Raw genomic sequence first — 24,046 nt, 5'->3', positions numbered from 1 at the left:
TCTACTTTTTCTTCATTGCGTCAGCTATCAGCTAGGTAACCCGTCTGGTATGATAACTGTAACTATGTTTTGCTGTGTAATGGAATTATTACTATGGTCATTAAGGCGCAAAGCCCGGCTGGGTTCGCGGAAGAGTACATCATTGAAAGTATCTGGAATAACCGCTTCCCACCTGGCACTATTTTGCCCGCAGAACGTGAACTCTCTGAACTGATCGGAGTGACACGTACCACGTTACGCGAGGTATTACAGCGTCTGGCGCGTGACGGTTGGTTGACCATCCAACACGGCAAACCAACGAAGGTGAATAACTTCTGGGAAACCTCCGGGCTGAATATCCTTGAAACGCTGGCGCGTCTCGATCACGAGAGCGTGCCGCAGCTTATCGATAATCTGCTGTCCGTGCGTACTAACATCTCGACGATCTTTATTCGTACCGCGTTTCGCCAGCATCCTGATAAAGCGCAAGAGGTTCTGGCGACGGCAAATCAGGTGGCCGACCATGCTGATGCGTTCGCCGATCTGGACTATAATATTTTCCGCGGTCTGGCATTTGCCTCCGGCAACCCGATTTACGGTTTGATCCTCAATGGAATGAAAGGGTTATATACCCGCATTGGCCGCCATTATTTTGCCAATCCGGAAGCGCGCGCGCTGGCGCTGAGTTTCTACCGTAAGCTGTCAGAACTGTGCGAGCAGGGCGCTCATGAGCAGGTTTATGAAACGGTGCGGCGCTATGGTCACGACAGCGGCGAGATTTGGCATCGTATGCAGAAGAACCTGCCGGGCGATTTAGCGATTCAAGGACGCTAATAAAAAAAACCTCATACGAGGTAATGCCGGTCAGTTAGCGCCTCAGTTTCAGTAAGCTGGCGGAGGTAAAGAACATGCTATCTCGGAGATAGAGTTCCGTTCACCTCATGCTCATTGTTTCTCTGAAACACGGATTCCCGTGAACGTGTAAAGGGCGTTCTCCGCCACGCCGTTTACAATCCCGGCTCCCGGCACGGAAAATTGCCACTTCGCGGTTCCCTCCGCTCATTCCTCCAGGCTTCCGGGCCGGGCGCGATGTAACGTCCCTGTAAAGCGCGCCCTGAACCCGCATCCCTGCGGGTTCTCCCGGCCTTACGGAAACACGTCGGCAATTTTCAGCCGGACCAGCCCACACCTGACCCTCTGCGTTTTTTTTTAAACAGCAAAACAGGTTTTACTGGAAGTCAGGGCATTGAAGCGATGCCCCCTGTCCGGCTGAAAATCGATGAGGTGTTGACGGCTGACCGGGGCTGTCCGCAGGGATGCGGACAGAGGGGATGGCCTGCATGGATGCAGGCTCGGCCCCGACCCGACAGGCAGACGGCATAAGACGAATGACAAAATTGCCGGGAGCAATTTTGAACAGCGCTTGCGATGGCCCCGAAGGGGTGAGCCCCAGGGATGGGGCGAATAATCGCGCAGCGACGATTTTCCTGCCGGGAGCCTGGGTTGCAAGGGAGGCGGCGGTGAGCCTCCCTTGCACGTTCACGGGCATCAGCGCTTCAGAGAAATGACACCGCTGAGGTGAACGGAACCCTGAGCAAGAATCACATGTTCACCATACATGCTTAACTGATCGGCATTACTCATACGAGGGGTTTTGTTTTTACAGACCGTTCATCCTCGGCGGGCAACGCTCCAGCAGCTCCACGCTGCCATCTTCATTCTGCTGCTCCAGCATCACGTCAAAACCCCACAGCCGATGCACATGCTTAAGCACCTCTTTGCGACCTTTATCCAGTGGCGCGCGGTTATGCGGAATATAACGTAGCGTGAGCGAGCGATCGCCGCGCAGATCGACGTTCCAGATTTGAATATTCGGCTCCAGGTTGCTCAGGTTATATTGCGACGACAGCCTGTTGCGGATTTCACGATATCCTTCCTCGTTGTGGATCGCGGAAATCTCCAGATAATTATGACGATCGTCATCCAGCACGGTAAACAGGCGGAAATCACGCATAACCTTCGGTGACAGGAACTGGCTGATAAAGCTCTCATCTTTGAAATCACGCATCGCGAAATGCAGGGTTTCCAGCCAGTCGGAACCCGCTATATCCGGGAACCAATATTTGTCCTCTTCGGTCGGCGACTGACAAATACGTTTAATATCCTGGAACATGGCAAAACCCAGAGCATACGGATTTATCCCGCTATACCACGGGCTGTTGTACGGCGGCTGGAACACCACGTTGGTATGGCTATGCAAAAACTCCAGCATAAACCGTTCGGTAACTTTACCTTCATCATAAAGGTGATTCAGAATGGTGTAATGCCAGAAAGTCGCCCAACCTTCGTTCATCACCTGCGTCTGTTTCTGCGGGTAAAAATACTGGCTGACCTTGCGCACAATACGCAGCACCTCGCGTTGCCAGGACTCCAGCAGCGGGGCGTTTTTCTCCATGAAGTACAGCAGGTTCTCCTGTGGTTCAGAAGGATAACGTCGAGCTTCTGCAACGGTTTTCTCTTCCTCTTTCTTCGGCAGCGTGCGCCACAACATATTCACCTGGCTTTGCAGATACTCTTCGCGGCTTTTCTGTCGGGCTTTCTCTTCCTGTAGGGAGATTTTTTGCGGGCGTTTGTAACGGTCAACGCCGTAGTTCATCAGCGCATGACAGGAGTCGAGGAGCTTTTCGACTTCATCCACGCCGTAACGCTCTTCACACTGGGTAATATAGTTTCGCGCGAAGATCAGGTAATCGACGATGGAACTGGCATCCGTCCAGCTACGGAACAGGTAGTTGTTTTTGAAGAAGGAGTTGTGTCCATAGCAGGCATGCGCCATCACCAACGCCTGCATGGTGATGGTGTTCTCCTCCATCAGATATGCGATACATGGATTGGAGTTGATAACGATCTCATAGGCCAGTCCCTGCTGACCATGCTTATATAAGCGCTCGGTTTCGATAAACTTTTTACCAAACGACCAGTGAGGATAGTTGATCGGCATCCCGACGCTGGAGTAAGCGTCCATCATCTGTTCGGAGGTGATCACCTCGATTTGGTGCGGGTAGGTATCCAGTCTGTAGAGTTTCGCCACGCGGTCTATTTCCGCCAGATAGACATCCAGCAGATCAAACGTCCAGTCGGGTCCATCGCTTAACCGTGTGCTGTCCTTGTTCATGGAATCAATCGTAGCCATTCGCGCACCCTCATTGTTGGCGGCACTCTCTGTCTGGAGTACCTCATTTCAAGCATAGATCATGGTGTTAAAAAACGTGCTGCGGCTGAAATTTTTTCTTTGCGATTTCTCGTTAGCGAAGCGTCGAAAAACGGCATGGTCGCAAAATTTTATGCTGGATAAAAATAACGCACAGCAGGAGATGCCAAAGCAGAGAGTTCCCCGCTGTCACCGCTATATGTGAGATAAGTCACCATAAAAAAGCCATATGTTGAATAATATTTTCAACTGAGTTATCAAGATGTAATTAGATGATTGTTCTTTTACTGTTAATGGAGTGGCTATGCGAGTTGTCATACTGGGAAGTGGTGTCGTTGGCGTGACCAGCGCCTGGTACTTAAGTCAGGCTGGACACGATGTCACCGTCATTGATCGTGAGCCCGGTCCGGCACTGGAAACCAGTGCGGCGAACGCGGGGCAAATCTCTCCAGGTTATGCAGCACCATGGGCGGCGCCAGGCGTACCGCTGAAAGCAATTAAATGGATGTTTCAGCGTCATGCTCCGCTGGCCGTGCGCCTTGACGGGACGCAGTTCCAGTTGAAATGGATGTGGCAAATGCTGCGCAACTGCGACACCAGCCACTACATGGAAAACAAGGGCCGGATGGTGCGTCTGGCCGAATACAGCCGTGATTGCCTGAAAGCGCTGCGCGCCTCTACCGGTATCGAGTACGAAGGGCGCCAGGGCGGAACCCTGCAACTGTTCCGTACCGCTCAACAGTATGAGAACGCCACTCGCGACATCGCCGTGCTCGAAGACGCTGGCGTACCCTATCAGTTGCTGGAGGCAAACCGTCTGGCAGAAGTCGAACCGGCGCTGGCCGAAGTGGCGCATAAACTGACCGGCGGTCTGCGTTTACCGAATGACGAAACCGGTGACTGCCAGCTGTTTACCCAGCGTCTGGCGCAGATGGCGGAGCAGGCGGGCGTTAAGTTTCGCTTTAACACTCCGGTCGATAAGCTGCTGAGCGATGGTGAGCAGATTTATGGCGTTCAGTGCGGCGAGGAGATAGTTAAGGCTGATGCCTATGTGATGGCGTTTGGCTCGTATTCTACCGCGATGCTGAAAGGGATCGTTGATATTCCGGTTTATCCACTTAAAGGCTATTCGTTGACCATTCCGGTGGCGCAAGACGACGGCGCGCCGGTTTCGACTATTCTTGATGAAACATACAAAATCGCCATTACCCGCTTTGATAACCGTATTCGCGTGGGTGGCATGGCGGAGATTGTCGGCTTCAATACGGAATTGCTGCAACCTCGTCGTGAAACGCTGGAAATGGTCGTACGCGATCTTTTCCCTCGCGGCGGTCATGTGGAGCAGGCAACCTTCTGGACCGGGCTACGTCCGATGACCCCGGACGGTACGCCGGTGGTTGGACGAACCCGCTTTAAGAATTTGCTGCTCAACACTGGACACGGCACGCTGGGCTGGACCATGGCCTGTGGCTCAGGTCAGTTGCTTAGCGATATTCTTTCTGGCCGCACGCCAGCAATTCCTTACGACGATCTGAGCGTGGCGCGTTACAGTCCAGGGTTTACCCCATCTCGTCCACGGCATTTACATGGCGCACATAACTGATAAGGACGTGAGATGACTCGCCCGATACTGGCCAGCATTGACCTGCAGGCGTTGAAACAAAACCTGAGCATTACCCGTCAGGCCGCGCCGGACGCCCGCGTCTGGTCGGTGGTGAAAGCCAATGCTTACGGACACGGCATTGAACGCGTCTGGAATGCGCTGGGCACAACCGACGGTTTTGCCATGCTCAATCTTGAAGAAGCAATAACCCTGCGCGAGCGCGGATGGAAAGGCCCGATACTCATGCTGGAGGGCTTTTTCCACGCCGAAGATCTGACGATGTATGACAAATATCGTCTGACCACCTGTGTACACAGTAACTGGCAGCTAAAAGCGTTGCAGAATGCGCGCCTCAATGCGCCGCTGGATGTTTACCTGAAGGTGAACAGCGGTATGAACCGACTGGGGTTCTTACTGGACAGAGTTTCAACGGTCTGGCAACAGCTGCGGGCGATGCCCAACGTCGGTGAAATGACGCTGATGTCGCACTTTGCCGATGCGGAGCACCCGGAGGGTATTCAGGAAGCCATGGTGCGTATTGCGCAGGCGACGGAAGGTCTGGAATGCAGACGCTCGTTGTCCAATTCGGCTGCCACGCTGTGGCATCCTGAAGCGCATTTCGACTGGGTTCGTCCGGGTATTATTTTGTATGGCGCATCGCCGTCGGGACAATGGCGGGACATCGCCAACACTGGCCTGAAACCGGTGATGACGCTGAGCAGCGAGATAATCGGTATACAAACCCTGAAGGCTGGCGATCGGGTCGGCTATGGGGGACGCTACACCGCCAGCGGCGAGCAGCGTATTGGAATTGTGGCGACCGGCTATGCAGACGGTTATCCGCGTCATGCGCCAAGCGGAACGCCGGTGCTGGTGGACGGTGTCCGCACCACAACGGTGGGGACGGTATCAATGGATATGCTGGCGGTTGACCTGACGCCGTGTCCGCAGGCGGGGATCGGGACGCCGGTAGAGCTGTGGGGCAAAGAGATTAAAATTGACGATGTAGCCAGCGCGGCGGGTACCGTGGGTTACGAATTGATGTGTTCTCTGGCACTGCGTGTGCCGGTGGTGACAGTGTAACTTTTGTAGGGCTGCCTGATGACGCGGCGCTTATCAGGCCTACAGAAGCAGTGCATTTTGTAGGCCGGGTACGGCGCAGCCGCCACCCGGCAAAAAACATCCGCGTTACTCATCCTCATCTTCAGCAACGCGAACACCGACCTTCAGCACCGCATTATCTTCTTTTTCCGCGACCGTCCAGATCATGCCAGCGAATTCAACCTGGTCACCGACGACCGGCGCGGCGCCAAGCAGATGCTGAACAATTTCACCCAGCGTTTGCTGCTTATCACGATACTCTGTGCCATCATCCAGGCCATAAATCAGCGCTACATCGGCGTATTTTGCGCTGGCTTCGAGAATAAAATCACCGAAGAAGCGCTGGTCTAACGACACCGGCGGCGACTGGCTGAACAGTTTGCCGAGAGCCGGGAGATCGCGCTCGCGGCCAATAACACACAAAACATCGCCTTCACGCAGACGCGTACTGCCGGAGGGGTGAAACAGCACGTTGTCACGGAACAGGGCGGCAATTCGCGTTTCTTCCGGCATATGCAGGTCGCGCAGCGCGGCACCGACACACCACTTATCCGCGCTGAGCTGATAAACAAACTGCTCCCAGGGATTATCCGGGTGAATATCCAGACCAATGCGCGACACGGGCCAGCCGACGGGAGGGACCACAACTTTGGCTTTTTTAGCGGCCCATGAAAGCGACGTTCCCTGAAACAGTAGCGAGATCAGAACCACGAAGAACGCGACGTTAAAGAACAGGCGCGCGTTTTCCAGACCCGCCATCATCGGGAAGACGGCGAGAATGATCGGAACTGCGCCGCGCAGACCCACCCAACTGATGAAAATGCGCTCGCGCAGGTTGAAGCCACGAAACGGCAGCAGCCCGGCGAACACCGAAAGCGGGCGGGCAATGAATATCATCCACGCCGACAAAATCAGCGCAGGGATCGCGATAGGCAGCAGGTCAGACGGCGTAACCAGCAGGCCGAGCACCAGGAACATGGCGATTTGTGCCAGCCAGGCCAGACCGTCGAAGTTTTGCAAAATACCAAACCGGTTGCGGATGGGGCGATTGCCGAGCAGGAAACCGCACAGATAAACGGCCAGAATACCGCTGCCTTCCAGCGCAGTGGTCAGGGCAAAAATCAGGATCCCACCGCTTAACGCCAGCAGCGGATAAAGTCCGGCGGGCAGCGAAATACGGTTAATCATCTGCTGGAGCAGGTAGCCGCCGCCGAGTCCCAGTATGATGCCTAAGCCGAACTGCTGGATAATATGCACCGCAAACATCCAGCTTAAACCTGTCTCGTGATTTTGGATCATGGCAATAAGCGTGATGGTCAAAAATACTGCCATCGGATCATTACTACCGGATTCAATTTCCAGCGTAGAGCCAACACGTTCGTTAAGACCTTTACCGCCGAGCAGGGAAAAGACCGCCGCGGCGTCGGTTGAACCCACAATCGCGCCAATCAGCAGCCCTTCGATAAGATCCAGATGGAACAGCCACGCGGCCATCATGCCGGTGAGTCCGGAGGTAATCAGCACCCCGACGGTCGCCAGCGATAGCGCCGGGCCTAAAGCGACGCGAAAAGAGCTGGCCTGGGTGCGCATCCCGCCGTCGAGCAGGATAACCGCCAGCGCCAGGTTACTCACCATGTAGGCAAAAGGGTAATTATCGAAAGGAATACCACCCACGCCGTCGACGCCTGCTAACATACCGATAGCGAGAAATATCACCAGAATAGGGATACCAAGACGTGATGAAAATGAACTGAGTAAGATACTGCAGGTGACGAGAACGGAACCCAAAATAAAAAGGCTGATAATTGCTGCGGCATCCAACGTTCGGTTACTCCTGAATTACGCTGTTTCGTATTAATAAACCCTAACATAATAACGACAGAAACAGCGTTTTACTTAGCCCTCTTAGCCGCTTTTTTTACGATTTTAGTACCGGATGCCCACTTAAGGTGAGCTGAGTGCCGTTTTTGTCATTTTTCAGCACCGCGCTTGCTCCTAACGGCAGGGTGACGGTGCGCTGTTCATGGCCAAAATCGAGTCCGTCGATCAACGGAACCGATAGCCTGGCGCGCAGAAAATCACACACCGAATCCAGATTGTAACCTGCGTCGTAATCATTAGGCGCGCTGCCGCTAAAACTGCCGAGGATAATGGCGTTTTGACGGGCCAGTATTCCCGCGTGATACAGCTGCAGCAGCATACGCTCAATGCGAAACGGATGCTCGTTGATGTCTTCCAGCACCAAAATGCCGTTGTCGATAGCTGGCATCCACGGCGTACCCATCAGCGAAATAAGCATCGCCAGGTTTCCGCCCCACAGCGTTCCTTCGGTTGCGCACTGTGGACCGTTACCTTGCCATTCGAGGGTAAATTGGGCATTGCGCAGAGCCTGCCAGAAATGGTGCTCGGTGAAGGCGTTCATCTCCTCTGCGCCGAAGTTAGCCGCCAGCATCGGGCCGCTGAAGCTAATCACATTCCCTTGCGCCAGCAGACCACACTGGATCGCCGTAAAATCGCTGTGCCCGCACAGCAGCAGCGGGTTTTGTTGCTGGCGGTCTGTCAGCGCCTGCCAGTCAATATCTTCCAGCAAACGGCTCGCGCCATAGCCGCCGCGTACCGCCATCACAATGGTATCGGGCGTTTTCAGATTTACCAGCGAGTTCACATCAGCCAGACGTTCTGCCTCTGTACCCGCAAAACGCTGGCAACGGCGCGTAATGACCGCTGAATTGTCGACCTGATGACCGGCCTCAGTAAGACGCGCAAGTCCGCGTAAGGCGGCCTGCTGGTTGATACAGTAGCCCGATGGGGCAATTAAGTGAAACCGGGACATGGCATTTCCTTGCTACAACTAAAACCAAATGTATATCATGCCGCGTAGGTATGTCGTTGTCACCTCAGCGACAGGTTCCGGCTATAAGGATAGATGACGTGAAATTGAGATGGTTTGCTTTTTTGGTTGTATTACTTGCGGGCTGTAGTTCAAAACAGGATTACAAAAATCCGCCGTGGAATGCTGAAGTTCCGGTTAAACGCGCAATGCAATGGATGCCGATCAGTGAAAAAGCCGGTGCGGCCTGGGGTGTCAGTCCACAATTGATTACCGCTATCATCGCCATTGAATCAGGTGGTAACCCGAACGCGGTCAGTAAGTCTAATGCGATTGGCCTGATGCAGTTGAAAGCTTCTACCTCAGGACGCGATGTTTATCGTCGCATGGGGTGGAGCGGTGAGCCGTCGACGAGCGAGCTGAAAAACCCTGAGCGCAATATCTCGATGGGCGCCGCTTACCTGAGCATTCTTGAGACCGGGCCGCTGGCCGGGATCGAAGATCCGCAGGTGATGCAATATGCGCTGGTGGTATCGTATGCCAACGGTGCAGGCGCGCTGCTGCGAACGTTCTCTTCCGACAGGAAGAAAGCCATCAACAAGATCAACGATCTCAGCCCGGATGAATTTATTGAACATGTTGCGGACAATCATCCGGCGCCGCAGGCTCCGCGCTATATCTGGAAGCTTCAGCAAGCGCTGGATGTGATGTAATTCAGGTGATGCTAATCGCGCACTTTGTTCGACTTTTCCCGGGCTTCGCGCTCAAGGGAAAAAATAATACGCTGTAAGTTACGCTCCACCGCCGGGCCGACGTTGAGAAAACGAAAGCTCAGGCGGGGAGTGGTAATGGTTTCGTTTTTACTGTCGATAACTTTGCGTTCGCTAATGGAAATGAGCTGAGCGTCAACGTTATACACCCCCCATTGCTCCATATTCAGTTCAACCTGCGAGAAGCGCATGCCTTCGACCAGTCCTTCTGGTTTTACCGTTTCTAATAACCCGCCCATACCGCCAAGCGACAAATCGAATAAGCGAAAACACAGCGTGCTGTTGTCCGGCATTTTTACCGTGCAGCGATAGGGGGGATGCAGTGGCGCGCCGATGCGGAAATATTCCCGACGCTGGACGAACCACAGAGAAGGCGGCAACGATGAGATAAATGCGGGTAGCTGCTGGTATTCGCCTTTTTTAAGCTGTGGCAGGGTGAATTCCACTTTGGCTCCCTGCGTTTCGGCGATAATCGTTATCTGGCTGGCTCGCTGTACGGCCTGGTTTTCGCATTCCTGACTGCCAAAATCCATGATCAGTTCGTCCGGACTGACCGCCAGTATTTTGCTGATGAACTGGCCACCCGCCCAGGAGATACGCAGTGGAACCTGCTGTGAATTTAAGTCCCGAAGTACGCCTAACACTGCTAACGGATTTTGCTTCAGGAACTGCTCATTGTAGTTACTCACACCTAATGACTCCTGGATGCCTGGTTTATCGTTGGATTATCGGCATCAATCAACGGAACTTAATACAAATGGATGAAATTTTTTACCAACGCCAATGAATTAAGTCTGCGTGAAAACAGCATATAGCGATGGTTTGCCTATACTTTAAAGGCTGGCGCAAGAATGTCTTGCGCGTGCGTTCACTGGAAAGAGGGCCTGAAAATGGGAATTATTGCCTGGATTATTTTTGGTCTGATTGCGGGGGTTATCGCCAAACTGATTATGCCGGGGCGCGATGGCGGTGGATTTATCCTGACCTGTATTCTCGGTGTTGTCGGTGCTGTGGTCGGTGGGTGGCTGGCAACGATGTTTGGTATCGGCGGCGATGTCAGCGGGTTTAATCTCCACAGCTTCCTGGTGGCCGTGGTCGGCGCGATTGTTGTGCTGGGTGTCTTCCGACTGGTGCGGCGAGATTAATCAAACGGCCCCTGCGGGGGCCGTTTCTCTGCATTGCTAAGTCAGAACTTATACTCTATCCCCGCCCAGTAATTACGGCCTTCTTCAATAAATCCTTCACTATAAACGTACTGCGTATCGAACAGGTTATTGACCGACGCGTTGACGCTGAACCCGTGACCGATGGTGTAGTCAGCGCGTAAATGGGTAATGGCGAAACCAGCGGCTTTCTGCGAGCCGTCGCTATTGCTATAGCTCGACGAACGGGCTTCTTCAGACAGCGTAATGCTCAGTGGATCCCATGGTTTCAGCGTCATCCATGCGGTCAGGGTTTGCGTCGGCAAATCGGTTATTTTGCCGATGTCGCTGCGTTTGACGTCTGCATGGATAAGGCCGTAGCTCAGACCGACGTCCAGCATATCGAAGACTTTACCTTTAACTCCGGCATCCAGACCGGTGTAATCCACCCGGCCACTGTTCTGGTTCTGGATGGTGTCGGCATCAATGTTGTGTGAAAGGATGGCGTCGCTGATGCTGTTGTAATACACGCTGGCTTCGAATCCCCAGTTCTGGCTAAGTGACCCATTCCAGGTCAGATCCACGCTGCGGGCACGTTCCGGTTTAAGCTGCGGATTGACCAGCGCTACCTGGTTATAGGCCGGTTTTGAGGTTGTGTAGCGCTCTTTTAACGTCGGGAAACGCGTTCTGTCAGAGTAAGACAGCGCTAACGTGTCTGAATTTTCAAAATGGTATTTGGTCATCACCTGCCAGTTAAAAGCAGATTGATTGTTGTCAGGGTAGTGAGTAACGCTGCCGTTTTTCTCGTGTTTTTTGCCTTCCAGACTGTCGCGCCAGTCATAGCTTATACCCGCCACCACATCGACATTGTCCGCAGCTGCCCACTGGTATTCACTGGCAATCGACCAGGTTCGGTCCTCGTAACGGTCATAAGCCGCATTCGGTGCGCCTTTCTCGCGGTGGACATCATCCTTCCAGTTCACGGCGAAAGAGAGCAGATCGTTTTCACGCATATCCGCAGCGAGCTGCAGGCCGGCGCCATCGCTGTAGTCCGAATAATGGCTATAGTTGCCTTTCTTATTTTTCAGGTCGGCAAGCGAGTTGTACATCATCAGCGTATTTTCAAAGGTGTCGCGATACAGACGGCTTTTCAGGGTAAAACGGTCGCCCAGGTGCGTGGTTCCCTGATAGTAATAGCTCTCTTTATCGTACTGCGGCCATTGCCAGTAGCGTGATTTCTGACTGCTGGTTCCGGCGTACGGCGGATTATCTTTTTCACCGTCCTGATTAATATAGGTCAGCACATATTCGTCATCGCCGCGAGGGGTAAAGCCCAGCTTCACAATGCCGCGTTTGTCATCGGCTGAAGAGTTAGTCATCTTGCCGTGACTGCCCGCAATCGGGTTGTCCACGCCATGCGGTAAGCCAAGGAAATCCTGCTTTAACTGACTGCCGCTGAGCTGGATGTAACCCAGATCGTTACTGGCACCAAATGAAGCGTGCATATCGTGGGCGTTGTCTTTGCTACGACTTCAGCCCTGGCGATAGCCAATGCTACCTTCAATGGGTTTGGTGGGCTTTTTGGTGGTGATATTAATGGCGCCGCCCATCTGGTTTGGCCCTTGTAACAGAGAGGAGTAGCCTTTGGAGACTTCAACCGAAGCGATATCGGATGTCAGAAAACGGCCTAAATCGAGGTTGCCATCATAGGGGATGTACACCGGTACACCGTCAAAAAAGACGGGAACCTGACGGCTATCAAACCCGCGCACTTTCACCTGCTGTTCATTACGATTGCCTGACTTTTGCAATACTACGCCGGGGACGACGCTCAGCGCCTGCGCCACGTTTTGTTTATCCAGCTGTTGCATGGTTTCCTGGCCGAGCACCGTAGTGGTTGCCGCGGAGGCCGGGCTTGACCAGACGGTCATAGTTTCGCTTTCTTGCCCAGCAAAAGCACTGTGCGCGAAAGCAAACGACAGGGCTGTGTAAAGACAACTCTTGTTGAAATTCATTATTTTTAGTCCATTTATTAATGTTATATGCCACGTGCGTCCGGGCTCAGGCTTACTTTGATATCCGCTGGTGGAGCGTAGTAAGGCGCGGAGGTGATAAAGAGTCTGATGCCACAGTCGAGATAACTCGCCAGCGAGGCGAGGGTAATGCCGCCAGTCAGCGCCAGCGTGCAATGGGGGGCCAGAGAAGGGGCCAGACGAGCAATTTCTGTCGCTTGCTCAGGGGTAAATTTGTCGAGCTGCAGGACATCGGGGGCGGCGCGTAGTGCGGCTATTGCTTCAGCTGGCGTATCCGCTTCGACGACGATCTTTTTTTCTGGCGCATGACTGCGTAAGCGCGCAATAACACTTGTCCAGTCGTCTGGGTTGGTCAGAAAACGACGGTGATTAGCAAACAGCAGTACCGTTTCGGCGCATCCTCCCCGGTGGATGATGCCTCCGGCGGCGAGTATTGCCTGAGTCGCCAGCAAACGCGTACCGGGGATGGCTTTGCGGGTGCAGGCTATCTGTCCATCGGGATAGCGCTGACGCAGTTGGCTCAACATGCTCTCAAGATAGCCCGAAACTCCACAGCTCCACTCCAGCACATTTTGTACCGCTTTCCAGCCCTGGTGCAGCGCCGCCGCATTTCCGTGCGCGCAAATCAATCGTTGCCCGGCACTCACCTGTTCACCATCGGCCACCCTGTCACTGACGGTCAGCCCTAATGAGGTAAGCATTTGTCTGGCAACGGCAGTGCCACTAACGCAACCACCCTGGCGATGGTAAAACGCCATCACACCAGGTTGTGCGCCGATACCCAGTGCGCGGGTAGTCAGATCGCCGCCCTGGATATCTTCCAGCAGCAGCGCGTCGATCTGCGCCTGCGAAAAGTAGATCATCTCAGAGTCTCCTGCGGGACGCTGTCCCACCAGATCAGCGCCCAGTCACGGCTGGCGGGGGCAATCGCACGAGGATCCTGCTGCTGATACCAGTTTTCCAGACGTTCGATCTCGTCGACGCTCAACTCACCCATACTCCAGCGCACGTTTTCCAGGAAACGCGACCAGGTACTATTGTCCTGCTGGCAGTTGGGACCACGGATAAAATCAACATGCGCATGGATCCCCATCTGATACAGAACATTAAGCGCATAGATGTAGTTGGGAAGCTCAATCACTTCGCGGCCCAACGCACGCTGAATGGTGGGGGAAACGAAAGATGAACTGACGAGATGCGTGGTATAAACCCGCAGCCGGGCCTGATTATTCAGTTTGGTCATCGCTTGGCGCATATCGGCAACCAGCGTGGAGCGCGATGCGACGGCGATATCGCACTGGGGTAAATCATCCCAGTGCTCTTCCCAGGCCCGTTGCACCCAGTGTACGTGACGGGTGTTCATTTGTGCGGCGCGGCGGGCCGCTACGCTCAGCATTCCCTGGCTGTAATCTACTCCGTAAATTATTGGCATCTTTTTAGCCAGCGCTAGCGAGACCGTACCAGGCCCGCAGCCCATATCAAACAACGACTCTGCACCTTTCAGGTCGATTTTACCCAGCAGTTGCAGCAGATAGCTGTCGGTTAATGAGGCGCAATTCTCCGCCATCTTTTCCGCACGTTTATCCCAGTGCTCTGGCTTTTTCTCGGTTCTGTTCGCCAGTTGTAACTGTTTACGGTAAAGATCGGCAAAATCAATGTCGTCAATGAGCATTTTTATTCCTTAATTGTGTGAGCCAAAGAGGTGGTGGGCTATTTGTGACGTTGTAACGTGATACAGCGCAGCAAGGCGATTGGTGGCGAGCTGGGGTTCAGGAAGACCCTGCGACACCTCACCGTTCGGTTCGACGCGTACTACGCTGTCGGCGATTGCCCGCGCATGCAGCGGATGATGGGTCGACATCAGCAGGGCCACACCCGAATTTTTCAGCGTTACCAGCGTATCGAGCAGACGGATTTGATGCCCAAAATCGAGACTGGAAGCTGGTTCATCCAGCAATAAAAGGCGCGGACGTTGCGCCAGTGCGCGGGCAATTAACACCAGTTGCCGTTCTCCGCCGCTCAGAGTGTTCCAGCGCCGGGGCGCCAGGTGAGAGATTCCCAGTATCGCCAACTGTTGATGGGCAATTTCACGTTCTTTAGCTCCGGGAACCGCAAATGCCGCCAGTTGCGGGGCCAGTCCCATCATCACCATGTCCAACGCGCTGAAGGCAAATGCGCCGTCATGCGCCTGAGGAACCCAGGCGATGGCTGCGGCGCGTTGCCGATCGCTGAGATGATTCACCGCGACGCCATCAAGCAGAATGTCACCGTGAAGCGGGGGAAGAACCCCGAGAATGGTGCGCATCAAGGTGGTTTTTCCACTGCCGTTGGCCCCAATCAGACAACAGACGGAGCCGGGCGAAACCTGAAATGAGACATCGCGTAATACCGGCTGTTGACTGCGGTATCCCAGCGAAGCGTGGCGCACGATTAATAACGTCATGGGCGGCTTCCCCGCAGTAAAAGCAGCAAAAAGAACGGTGCGCCAATAAATGCGGTCAAGATCCCCAGCGGAATTTCCGTGCTGCTCAGCGTACGGGCGAGGGTGTCAGTGAGTAGCAGTAAAATGGCACCGATCCCCATGGACACCGGTAGCAACTGCTGGTGGTTATTGCCACTGATGAGTCTGCCGATGTGCGGCACAACCAGCCCAATCCAGCCGATAATGCCCGCGATAGCGACGGTACAGGCGGTGACTAACGTTGCGCAGACGATCAGTCCCAGCCGCAGTCGGGAGACGTTGATCCCAAGCGATCGTGCTTCATCATCCGACAAGGTGAGCAGGTTCATGCGCCAGCGCAGCAGCAATAGCGGGACCAGTCCAGCGAAGATCAGCGGTGCCGAGAACCACAGGTCGTGTAGAGTAATCGTCGATAAACCGCCGAGCAGCCAGAAGGTGATGGATGGAAGCTGGGTATACGGGTCGGCCAGCGTTTTGATGAGCGAAATTCCCGCGCCGCACACCGTACCTAGCGCAATCCCGACTAGTACCAGCGTTAGCACCGGGTCGTGACGCTTGACTTGCCGGGTAATCAACCAGACGCCGGCGACCACTAACAAACCACCTGTGAACGCATACAACTGAATAAACAGAATCGGTAAACTTAGCAGGATTGCTAAACAGGCACCTAAACCCGCTCCCGCCGCCACGCCGAGAATGTCCGGTGAGACCAGCGGGTTGCGAAACATACCCTGATAGGTGGTTCCTGCGCCAGCCAGCGCCGCGCCGAGCAGTAATGCAGCCAGAATGCGCGGCAGACGGATTTGCCAGAAGACGATTTTGTCCTGCATCGGGACGCCATCTGTACCGGCAATAAGATTCACGACCTGCTGTGCATCCAGGCGATAAGCACCAGAAACCGCGGCGACACTCGCGCAAAGCACTACCGCTACAATCATCAGAAAACCGAGGGTAGATGTTCTCATCAGGCGGTCACCAGCCGTTGATACTGTGCGTCGCTTAGCGTGGTGTGCCAGAACAGTTCGCTGTAGCGCTGCATATCGGTTTTAAAGTTCGCATCAACCTGCGGATCAAGCCAGGCATGCAGGCGGCGTAGCCCCAGTAAACGGTTGATGCCGGGAGGTGCGTCCAGCCAGCCAAACGGCAGACCACTGAGAAACAGAATGCGTCGGTCAGCAACTGCTTTGACCCCTTGCCAGACCGGATCTTCACGCAGGTACTGCGCCGTCATGGCATCCTGCACCAGAATAATATCGGGCTGCCAGCTCAGAAGATTTTCCATTGAAACCTGCGTGAGTCCCTGCCGCCCGGGGATTTGCGCCACATTGTGTAAGCCCAGCAGTTCTGCCGCTTCGGTATGCAGTGAACCTTGTAAACCTGTCTCAAGTCCTCTGGCGCCGCGTGCGGCATAAAAACGCAGCTTTGCCGCGGGAGAGTGGGAAAATATGAGCGCTTCATCGATAAACTGACGGGCCAGTTTGGCCTGAGCTCTGGCACGTGTAGCAACGCCCAGCGCCTCACCTGCGGCGAGTAGCTGTTCCGGGGAGCGTCGCAGTTCACCGTTGATCAACAGCCAGGGAATTTGCGTTTGCGCGCTCACCTGTCTGGCCTGAGAAAGCCAGGTTTTATCGGCATTGCCGCAGTCAACAACCAGGTCGGGTTTAAGCGCCAGTAACGCTTCAAGCGAGAGCGTACTGGCGCGACCCGCCAGTCTGCCCAGTTTCGGTAATGCCCGAATATCATCGTGAAACGGGATGGCACTCTGGTGAGATAAATCAAAGGAGGAAAGCCCCACCAGTTTTTCCGGCGCGACGGCCAGCAGCAGCATGTCGGCGGGCGCGCCTGCGCTGACTACGCGTTGGATTATATTCGGTCCTGGCGTGCCTCCAACGGCAACGGTTAGCGGCGTTTGCGCCAAGGCGGGAAGATGGCGTAGCAGCAGTGCAGATGCTACAAGCTGGGCAAACATCCGTCTTGTCAGTGCCATTATCAGTATCCTGAAGGTTACAAAATCGCTATATATTTACATGTACAGCGAATAAAAACATGTTCAGAATCAATTTCTCACGGATGAAAACCCCGGATACCCCATAAGGGCTATAGGGTATAGCGACAGCTTGAATGGCGAAAATTAAGACAAAAAAATCCGCGGCATAGCGCGGATTCAGGGAGTAAAACGGCTCAGGTAATGACGTTAAGGCGTCGGTTGAGCCTGTTTTTTAGGCTCGGCTGGCGTTGTACTTGCCGGGGTCGGTCGCGATGCGGGGACGCTGTCACAGGGCTTTTCTTTGGCGCAAATCAGATCGAGCATTTTCAGCGTTACGCCGTTGGTCCAGCCGAAACCATCCTGCAACGGATATTCACCGCCGCCACCGCCGGTGCCTGTGGTGCTCACGTCATACTTTTCAACCAGCTTTTTCTCACGATCGTAGGTGTGTTGAACATTGGTGAGGAAGCGCCAGGTCACGTCCATGGCGACGTTATCCTGACCGTAGTTCTGTAACCCGGATGCCGCGACCCACTGTAGCGGGGCCCAGCCGTTGGGAGCATCCCATTGCTGTCCGCTTTTCACCGATGTGGTAGCCAGACCGCCAGGTTGCAGCAGGTGCGCCTGGGTTGCCGTGGCCACTTTACTGGCGCGATCCTTAGCCGCTGCATTGACATACAGCGGGAACAGGGCGGCAGCGGTGAGCTGGTTGCGTACTTTGTTACTCTTCAGATCGTAATCGGCATACCAACCTTCCTTGTCATTCCACAGATGCTTTTCAATCCCTTTTTGTCGGGCATTGGCGAAGCCCTCATATTGGGCTGCTTTGGCGTCATCACCGGCGGCTTTGCTGGCGAGGGCGATCATTTTTTCCATTTTGTACATCAGCGCATTGAGATCGACCGGAACGATGCTGGTAGTGCGCAGGGTGCCTAGCTGATTGGGGTTATCCATCCAGCGGGAACTAAAGTCCCAACCAGACGCGGCGGCAGAGCGCAGGTCGCGGTAGATTTCGGTGGCCGGTCGATTCGGGTTGCTTTTGGCAGTGGCGATATCTTCCACCCAGGACTCTGGCCTCGGCGTATCGCGGTCATCCCAGTAGCGGTTCAAAATGGTGCCATCATCCAGTTTAACCACACGCTTATTTTGCTGACCGGGCTGAAGTGTTTCGACGCCTTCCATCCAGTAGCTGTACTCTTTGAGCATCTGCGGGAGGTATTTTTTCAGCGCGTCATCCCCGTCGTGCTGCGCCAGCAGTTCAACCATAAAGGCAAAGAACGGCGGTTGAGAACGACTCAGATAGTAGGTACGGTTGCCGTTAGGAATGTGTCCCCAGGAGTCAATCTCGTAAGCGAAGTTTGCCACCATGTCAGAGACCTTATCCCAGTGATTGCTCTCAGCAAGCCCCAGCATGGTGAAATAGCTGTCCCAATAATATATTTCGCGAAAACGTCCGCCAGGCACCACATAGGGTTCCGGGAGCGGCAACAGCGAGTCCCATTTTTCAGCGTCGGTTGTCGAACGGGTGAGTACCGGCCACAGTCCGTCAATGTGTTCGCGCAGCGTTTGCCCGGCCGGGGGAACATATTTTTCGCCGTCTTTCGGCAAGGTGAAGTTCACTTGCACAAAATGGCGTAAATCGAATCCGGACTGATTTTTCTGCATCCGGTAATCGGCAAGGATCATTAACGGGTCGCTGTTAGGCACCGCGTCCGCAAAAGTTTTCTGGTCAGGAAACAGTTTGGCCGTTTGTACATCGTTAAACAGAGGACCAAGCAGAATATCAGGCGGCGCAGGCGTAGCGGCTGGCGCGTCCTCGGCGTTGACGGCAAAAGAGGAAAGGGCAAATAAGGTGCTTGCGAGCGTCAGTTTTATCGCAACAGAAAGCAGGCCGGGATGGCGAATTGCGGGTGTTATCATCGGTTAATCTCCTTAGCGGCGTGCCGAAGTAGCGGCATTTACCATGAGAAAACCTTAGTTCAGGATCGACCATTGCGCGTGATCGGCTGCCCATTTTGCGCATAAACAGACATTTCCCGAGGCGAAAAAAGTGCACACCCTTTGGCGGCAAAGGGCGTGCAATCAACATCACCCCGTGTGGGTTATCCGCTGCGCAACGCGGTCAAGGGTCAGAATGTCCCCCATCTTAATACTGTCGATGGCCTCACCCTGCTGGCACAGCCAACACAATCCCATTGCACGAGCGATAATCGCCGGGTGTGACGCTTCGCTGCCGTCCCGCAGGCAGATGCCTTGGATTGCCTTCGGATCGAGTTGCAGCACCGTAGACGGATAAATAACATCAGCGACCAGGATAGTGGGGCGGATGAACGCGGGAATGTGCGCGCTCTCTCCCGTTAAATGCTGTAGCGAACGAGATAATATATCTTCAATATCGATGTATCGCGCTTGCAGGTAGGGATCGTCGAGCTGTAAATACTGTTGGCTGAGTTCGCTCAATACCTGATGCCAGGCCCAGGCGGCGCTGCACTGCTTTTCGCGCATGACATCACTGGCCATATCAAACAGTTCAGGATCGTCCAGCAGCGTGTGGTGACCGGAGAAAATCGCGGCGATGTCGGCGGAATATTTCTCTTCGGCAAGTGCGGTTAACGCATTTAAGTCATTAAGCGTGCTTTGAATGGCGGCCCGTAATCGCTGCTGCTCTGTCTGCAATGATGCGGCAGGCTGCTGGCTTACCTCTGGTGAGAACGGTGTATAACAAAATGCCGTCCCCGTTGCCAGTGAGGGGGCCTTTGTCTCAGCCTGCGCAGGCTCGAGCGATTCACCAAAATTCTCTGCTGCCAGCTGTTTGAATGCGGCCAGTGCATCCTCCGCTTGCTCGCCCCTGGCAATCAGGCGCAGCGTGTCGTTACAGCGCACCTGCAGCAGGGCTATCTGATTCAGGCTATCAGGGACCACGCACTTGCCATTTTTCTCCAGCCACATGTCGGCGTTAAAGCCAGACAGCGTGGAAACCAGCCGTGAAGCCGGCCGAACGTGGATGCCGTTGGGGTTTTTCACCACAATGGCAACTGAACGAGCATCTGCATCGGGCGCGAATTCAGCCGATGTTGGCTTTACTGCAGAGGGCAAAGGTAAACCCAGTTGCTCACATTTGGCGTCAAGCGCGTTCATGGCATCACGGATGACCCGCTCGATGTCAGCGCCCGCGGCGGCGCTAACCGTCGCGGCCAGCGTGCCTTCAACCAGCGGTGCAGCGCACAGACGCACTTTGGCGGCAATGTTTGGATCGAGCAGTTCCAGCGCGGTTTCCGCACTCAGTAGCGCACTACCGATATCCATCATCACCAGCACGTGATCCGTATCAGCCACGGACTCGATGGCTTCCATCACCTTAATCGGGTCGGTGCCAATCGGATTCTCAGGATCGTCAATGCCTGCGGCAATGGCGATTTTGCAACCATCACCCATCAACATCTGCCGGGCCAGCGTGCCGACGCCTTCGCCCAACTGGGCGCTGTGAGAAACAATAACCAGGTTTACCATCGCTTTATCCTTACTCTCTGGACGCCTGAGCCAGCATTTGCATCATAAACATAACGGACGTTGCGCCGGGATCCTGATGCCCAATGCTGCGCTCACCAAGATAGCTGGCACGGCCTTTGCGGGCCTGCATGGTGATGGTGCTTTGTGCTGCGGCTTCCGCTTGCTGGCTTGCCGCTTCCAGCGCCGCTTGTACGCTCAGCTTCTGCTCGCAGGATTGGCGTAATGATTCCACCACCGGCAACCAGACATCGCACATGGTTTTGTCGCCCGGTTCAGCTTTACCGCGGCTAATCACACCTTCTGCGCCATCACGAATCATTTGATACACCTCTTCAAGCGTCAGGCTTTGATGGGCCTGAGTTACCTGGGCGGCGCGGATAAAAAAGGTGCCAAACAGCGGTCCACTGGCTCCACCGACGCTTGAGAGCAGTACCATGCCGGTGTTTTTCAAAATAAAGCCGATGTCTTTGTCGGCGATGGACGGCAGCTTTTCAACGACTTTGCTAAAGCCGCGGTGCATGTTCAGGCCGTGGTCGGCATCGCCGATCTCACGGTCAAGTCCGGTGAGAAAATCACTTTCGGTGGTGAAGATCTCACCGCAGCGATAGAGCCAGTTAACAATTTGCGTTCTGTTGAGGGACATCATGAATCTCCTTATTTACCCCAGTTGAGAGCAGGGGTGTGAACCGGCGCATCCCATAGGCTCAGCGCTTCATCATCCACCTGTAACAAGGTGATGGAAAAGCCGGTCATATCCAAAGAGGTGCAGTAAGAACCGATCAGATTACGCTCAATAACGATGCCGGCATCCTGGCAACGGCTTTCGAGGCGGTTATACACTCCGAAGAGTTCTGACAGCGGCGTTGCGCCGAGATTATTGACCAGCGCAATAACGCGATCGCCGCTTTGTAACGCTCGTTTGCTTTCTTTACCTTCCTGCCACGCGCCCTGCACGTTGTCCCAGTGGCGCAGGGTGCGGCTGTAGTTGCCGTTTTCCAGTAGGGTATCGAACATTTCATCAACGGTCTGATCGAGAGAGGAGAAGGGGCGACGGTCAATACCCGGTTCTCCGTGGATGCCCACGCCAAACTCCATTTCGTTATCCTGCAACGTGAACGACGGTTGCCCGGCGGCCGGAACAGTACAGGCGCCAATGGCTATGCCAATGGAGTGGCCCTGGTTATTCAGTTTACGACCCAGCGCCGCGCAGGCTTCCAGCGAATCACCGCGTTCGGCAGCCGCGCCGACCAGTTTTTCGATCAATACAGTATTCGCCACGCCACGGCGACCAGCGGTATACAAACTGTCTTTCACCGCTACGTCGTCATCCACCACCATGGTGGTGACTTTGACACCGCTTTCGTGCAGCAACTCGGTAGCGGTTTCGAAATTAAGAATGTCGCCGGTATAATTTTTGATTATCAGCAGTACGCCTTCGCCACCATCAATTTGCATGGCGCATTCGAACATTTTATCCGGTGTGGGTGAGGTGAAAATCTCACCTGGGCAGGCACCGGAGAGCATGCCCTGACCAATGTAGCCGCAGTGCATAGGTTCGTGTCCGCTGCCGCCGCCGGAAAGTAACGCCACTTTGCCTATCACCGGCGCATCTGCGCGGGTGACATATACCGGATCCTGATGCAGTGCCAGGGAAGGATACGCTTTCGCCAGTCCGGCGAGTTGTTCATTCAGTACGTCTTCAACACGGTTGATCAATTTTTTCATTATTTATGCTCCGCAGACAGTCCTGGATGGCTGCCAGCTTCGGGCAGGCATCTGATGTAGGGTATCGGTTTGTACAACGCCACGGCGACCGCTCGCTGCCGATAAGTTAATTTTGCACACGGGTTTGCAAAAGAAAATTGCTGTGCATGGCGTTTCAATACGGAACGTCACTACTGTCTGGTGTTCCATAATGAAACGTAGTGATGCTAAATTCGCCTGAAATGCGACGCTGGGCACGCTTTCGTCTCATCGGTCTCGTAATGGGTGAGCGAAACAGAGTAACCAGGGTGAGGGCTGGTAGATTTTTATGGGCTAAAGCTGGGCAAAGGACAACGGTTAAAACCGTGCCGGCAGGTGTTTTATCGTCAGCAGTTTTCCTTGCTCAAGTTCGATATATCCGCCTTTTTTTAAGGCCGCGAGCATTTTCATCACGCTGCTGCGGGAAAGGTTTGTTCTGTCCTGGATATACTGGTAAGCGGCAATCTGTTGGCGAATGCTTTCTGGTTCTTTTGCCAGAGCCTGTAATTGATAGCACAGCATGTCATAGGTGGTTGGCGCTGTTGCCATTTCGTTTTGAATAAACAATTTATTTGTCACGATGATCATATGCCTGGCCATGATCTCCCAAAGCTGTTTTTCTTCAATTCGCGCCATAACGGTATCCAGCGGCACGGTAGCAACTTCACACTCGTCAAGGGCGCGGAGCAGCAGTTTTTCTGATAATGCGCTGGTGAAGCCAAGAGACACCGGCGCTGAGGCTATGCCTAAGGCGAGGTTATTCTCCTGGTTTTCAATACTTATCGTGCCGTTACGAATAAACTGACATATATGCTCGCCTGCGTGGATGAACACGAACCGGCTACCCTTGGGATAGGACTTAAACTCGCATTCTTCTGCCAATTGTCGTAGCAACTCTGGCGCATAGGGCGATGGCTGTTTGAGCAGGCTGATAGGCGATTCCTGTGGCATGATGGGATTGTCCGCTGGAGATTTTCATTCGTTTATGTTGTGCAGCATAGCGTACGGCTAATACTTCAGGGGGATATTCTGCTGTATGAGTTTCAGTACGCCGCGTTCGGTCACGATATAGCCCCCTTTTTTTAGTTCGGCCAGAATCTTCATGATACTGCTGCGTGACAGAAATGTGCGGCTCTGAATATAGTTTGCTGCGGTTATGTGCTGACGAAACTCGTCAGACTCCCGCATCAGTTCATATAGTTGCGAGCGAATAATGTCATAAGAGGTTGGGGCGGAAATGCGAGTACAATGGTCATAAACGCGCCCAGCCGTATAAATGAGTAACTTTGCCAGACTCTCCCAAAGATCTTCATTGGCTATAATCTCAATGGCCGTTTCCAATGGAATGGCCGCTACGGTTGAGCGCTCCTCGCACCGCATAAAGAGGTATTCCGAATCGGCAAGCTGATTGCTCAGGCCGAAGATAAACGGCGCGACTTCCGAATTCAGCATAAAGCCGTCGCGCTGCCTGAAGATGGCAATTGTGCCATTCAGTAGCAAATAACATTGATGGGAATTATTTTTTCTGTAGTTAATTATTTGTCTACGTTTTGTTTCGTAAGTGTTAGATCCTGGCTTTAGCTTTTCAATGATATTTTCTATGTGCTCAACGGGCTTTATTGGTAATGCCTGATACATACTTGATTCAATGGTTATTTTTGTTTCAGGCATGGTTC

19 protein-coding genes and 3 pseudogenes are annotated in these 24,046 nt (G+C 53.9%); 6 read left to right on the top strand and 16 right to left on the bottom strand.

All coding sequences use genetic code 11. The features are described from left to right. Positions 1 to 93: 93 nt before the first annotated feature. On the top strand, positions 94 to 813 hold the full coding sequence (fadR, locus tag E1B03_RS15350; RefSeq protein WP_103771140.1) for a fatty acid metabolism transcriptional regulator FadR: 720 nt from the start codon (positions 94 to 96) through the stop codon (positions 811 to 813). Positions 814 to 1,639: 826 nt separating this feature from the next. Here fadR and E1B03_RS15335 read toward each other — a convergent pair. Then, a complete protein-coding gene (locus E1B03_RS15335; RefSeq protein WP_003833557.1) occupies positions 1,640 to 3,172 on the bottom strand; it encodes a SpoVR family protein in 1,533 nt (510 codons plus the stop codon). Positions 3,173 to 3,494: 322 nt separating this feature from the next. Here E1B03_RS15335 and E1B03_RS15330 point away from each other — a divergent pair, with 322 nt between their 5' ends. The 3 genes and pseudogenes from E1B03_RS15330 to E1B03_RS26735 form a co-directional block, all read left to right on the top strand. Beyond that, positions 3,495 to 4,793 carry a D-amino acid dehydrogenase gene (locus tag E1B03_RS15330; protein ID WP_003833553.1) on the top strand — a complete coding sequence of 433 codons (1,299 nt, stop codon included), beginning with the start codon at positions 3,495 to 3,497 and terminating at the stop codon, positions 4,791 to 4,793. A 12-nt stretch (positions 4,794 to 4,805) separates the two neighbouring features. Continuing rightward, positions 4,806 to 5,876: a catabolic alanine racemase DadX gene (gene dadX, locus E1B03_RS15325; protein ID WP_133086514.1), complete on the top strand. Its 1,071-nt coding sequence runs from the start codon at positions 4,806 to 4,808 to the stop codon at positions 5,874 to 5,876. 111 nt (positions 5,877 to 5,987) lie between these two features. Then, positions 5,988 to 6,044 (top strand): annotated as a pseudogene (locus E1B03_RS26735) (hypothetical protein); the annotation flags it as partial. 3 nt (positions 6,045 to 6,047) lie between these two features. On the opposite strand, the pseudogene E1B03_RS15320 reads toward E1B03_RS26735, so the two are convergent. Both E1B03_RS15320 and ldcA read right to left on the bottom strand, forming a co-directional pair. Then, positions 6,048 to 7,682: pseudogene (locus E1B03_RS15320) on the bottom strand (potassium/proton antiporter); the annotation flags it as partial. Between the two features lie 130 nt (positions 7,683 to 7,812). After that, positions 7,813 to 8,727, bottom strand: a complete 915-nt coding sequence (gene ldcA / locus E1B03_RS15315) for a muramoyltetrapeptide carboxypeptidase (RefSeq protein ID WP_103770846.1) — start codon at positions 8,725 to 8,727, stop codon at positions 7,813 to 7,815. Between the two features lie 98 nt (positions 8,728 to 8,825). Between ldcA and emtA the strand changes: the two genes are divergently transcribed. After that, positions 8,826 to 9,437, top strand: a complete 612-nt coding sequence (gene emtA, locus E1B03_RS15310; protein ID WP_016153365.1) for a membrane-bound lytic murein transglycosylase EmtA — start codon at positions 8,826 to 8,828, stop codon at positions 9,435 to 9,437. Between the two features lie 11 nt (positions 9,438 to 9,448). On the opposite strand, the gene ycgR is transcribed toward emtA, so the two are convergent. Then, positions 9,449 to 10,183 (bottom strand): flagellar brake protein YcgR, encoded by a 735-nt coding sequence (gene ycgR / locus E1B03_RS15305; protein WP_103770845.1) that lies wholly within the window; start codon positions 10,181 to 10,183, stop codon positions 9,449 to 9,451. A gap of 201 nt (positions 10,184 to 10,384) precedes the next feature. Between ycgR and E1B03_RS15300 the strand changes: the two genes are divergently transcribed. Continuing rightward, positions 10,385 to 10,639, top strand: coding sequence for a GlsB/YeaQ/YmgE family stress response membrane protein (locus E1B03_RS15300; protein WP_003020908.1), 255 nt, complete (start codon positions 10,385 to 10,387; stop codon positions 10,637 to 10,639). A gap of 41 nt (positions 10,640 to 10,680) precedes the next feature. Here the strand turns inward: E1B03_RS15300 and E1B03_RS15295 are convergent. The 12 genes and pseudogenes from E1B03_RS15295 to E1B03_RS15240 all read right to left on the bottom strand — a co-directional run bounded on the left by E1B03_RS15295 (position 10,681) and on the right by E1B03_RS15240 (position 24,041). After that, positions 10,681 to 12,651, bottom strand: a pseudogene (locus E1B03_RS15295) (TonB-dependent receptor plug domain-containing protein). Between the two features lie 23 nt (positions 12,652 to 12,674). Further along, positions 12,675 to 13,532, bottom strand: a complete 858-nt coding sequence (gene modD / locus E1B03_RS15290; RefSeq protein ID WP_133086513.1) for a ModD protein — start codon at positions 13,530 to 13,532, stop codon at positions 12,675 to 12,677. Further along, positions 13,529 to 14,341, bottom strand: a complete 813-nt coding sequence (locus E1B03_RS15285; protein ID WP_133086512.1) for a class I SAM-dependent methyltransferase — start codon at positions 14,339 to 14,341, stop codon at positions 13,529 to 13,531. Before E1B03_RS15285 ends, modD begins: the two co-directional genes overlap by 4 nt. Positions 14,342 to 14,350: 9 nt before the next feature. Further along, entirely contained in the window at positions 14,351 to 15,112 is a 762-nt protein-coding gene (locus E1B03_RS15280) for an ABC transporter ATP-binding protein (RefSeq protein ID WP_103770841.1), read from the bottom strand. Continuing rightward, complete coding sequence (locus E1B03_RS15275; RefSeq protein ID WP_425456660.1) at positions 15,109 to 16,068, bottom strand: FecCD family ABC transporter permease; 960 nt, start codon at positions 16,066 to 16,068, stop codon at positions 15,109 to 15,111. Before E1B03_RS15275 ends, E1B03_RS15280 begins: the two co-directional genes overlap by 4 nt. A 26-nt stretch (positions 16,069 to 16,094) precedes the next feature. Beyond that, on the bottom strand, positions 16,095 to 17,117 hold the full coding sequence (locus E1B03_RS15270) for an ABC transporter substrate-binding protein (protein WP_103770839.1): 1,023 nt from the start codon (positions 17,115 to 17,117) through the stop codon (positions 16,095 to 16,097). Between the two features lie 207 nt (positions 17,118 to 17,324). Continuing rightward, entirely contained in the window at positions 17,325 to 19,037 is a 1,713-nt protein-coding gene (locus tag E1B03_RS15265) for an alpha,alpha-trehalase (RefSeq protein ID WP_133086511.1), read from the bottom strand. 168 nt (positions 19,038 to 19,205) lie between these two features. Beyond that, complete coding sequence (gene dhaM, locus E1B03_RS15260; protein ID WP_103770837.1) at positions 19,206 to 20,627, bottom strand: dihydroxyacetone kinase phosphoryl donor subunit DhaM; 1,422 nt, start codon at positions 20,625 to 20,627, stop codon at positions 19,206 to 19,208. A gap of 10 nt (positions 20,628 to 20,637) precedes the next feature. Further along, positions 20,638 to 21,270, bottom strand: coding sequence for a dihydroxyacetone kinase subunit DhaL (gene dhaL, locus E1B03_RS15255; RefSeq protein WP_103770836.1), 633 nt, complete (start codon positions 21,268 to 21,270; stop codon positions 20,638 to 20,640). A gap of 11 nt (positions 21,271 to 21,281) precedes the next feature. Next, entirely contained in the window at positions 21,282 to 22,352 is a 1,071-nt protein-coding gene (gene dhaK, locus E1B03_RS15250) for a dihydroxyacetone kinase subunit DhaK (protein WP_103770835.1), read from the bottom strand. A 336-nt stretch (positions 22,353 to 22,688) separates the two neighbouring features. After that, a complete protein-coding gene (locus E1B03_RS15245) occupies positions 22,689 to 23,321 on the bottom strand; it encodes a winged helix-turn-helix transcriptional regulator (RefSeq protein ID WP_133086510.1) in 633 nt (210 codons plus the stop codon). Between the two features lie 57 nt (positions 23,322 to 23,378). Continuing rightward, positions 23,379 to 24,041 carry a winged helix-turn-helix transcriptional regulator gene (locus E1B03_RS15240; RefSeq protein ID WP_103770833.1) on the bottom strand — a complete coding sequence of 221 codons (663 nt, stop codon included), beginning with the start codon at positions 24,039 to 24,041 and terminating at the stop codon, positions 23,379 to 23,381. Between the last annotated feature and the right edge of the window lie 5 nt (positions 24,042 to 24,046).

Source organism: Citrobacter arsenatis (assembly GCF_004353845.1).
GTDB lineage: Bacteria > Pseudomonadota > Gammaproteobacteria > Enterobacterales > Enterobacteriaceae > Citrobacter > Citrobacter arsenatis.
This window is presented reverse-complemented; position numbering and strand designations above follow the sequence as displayed.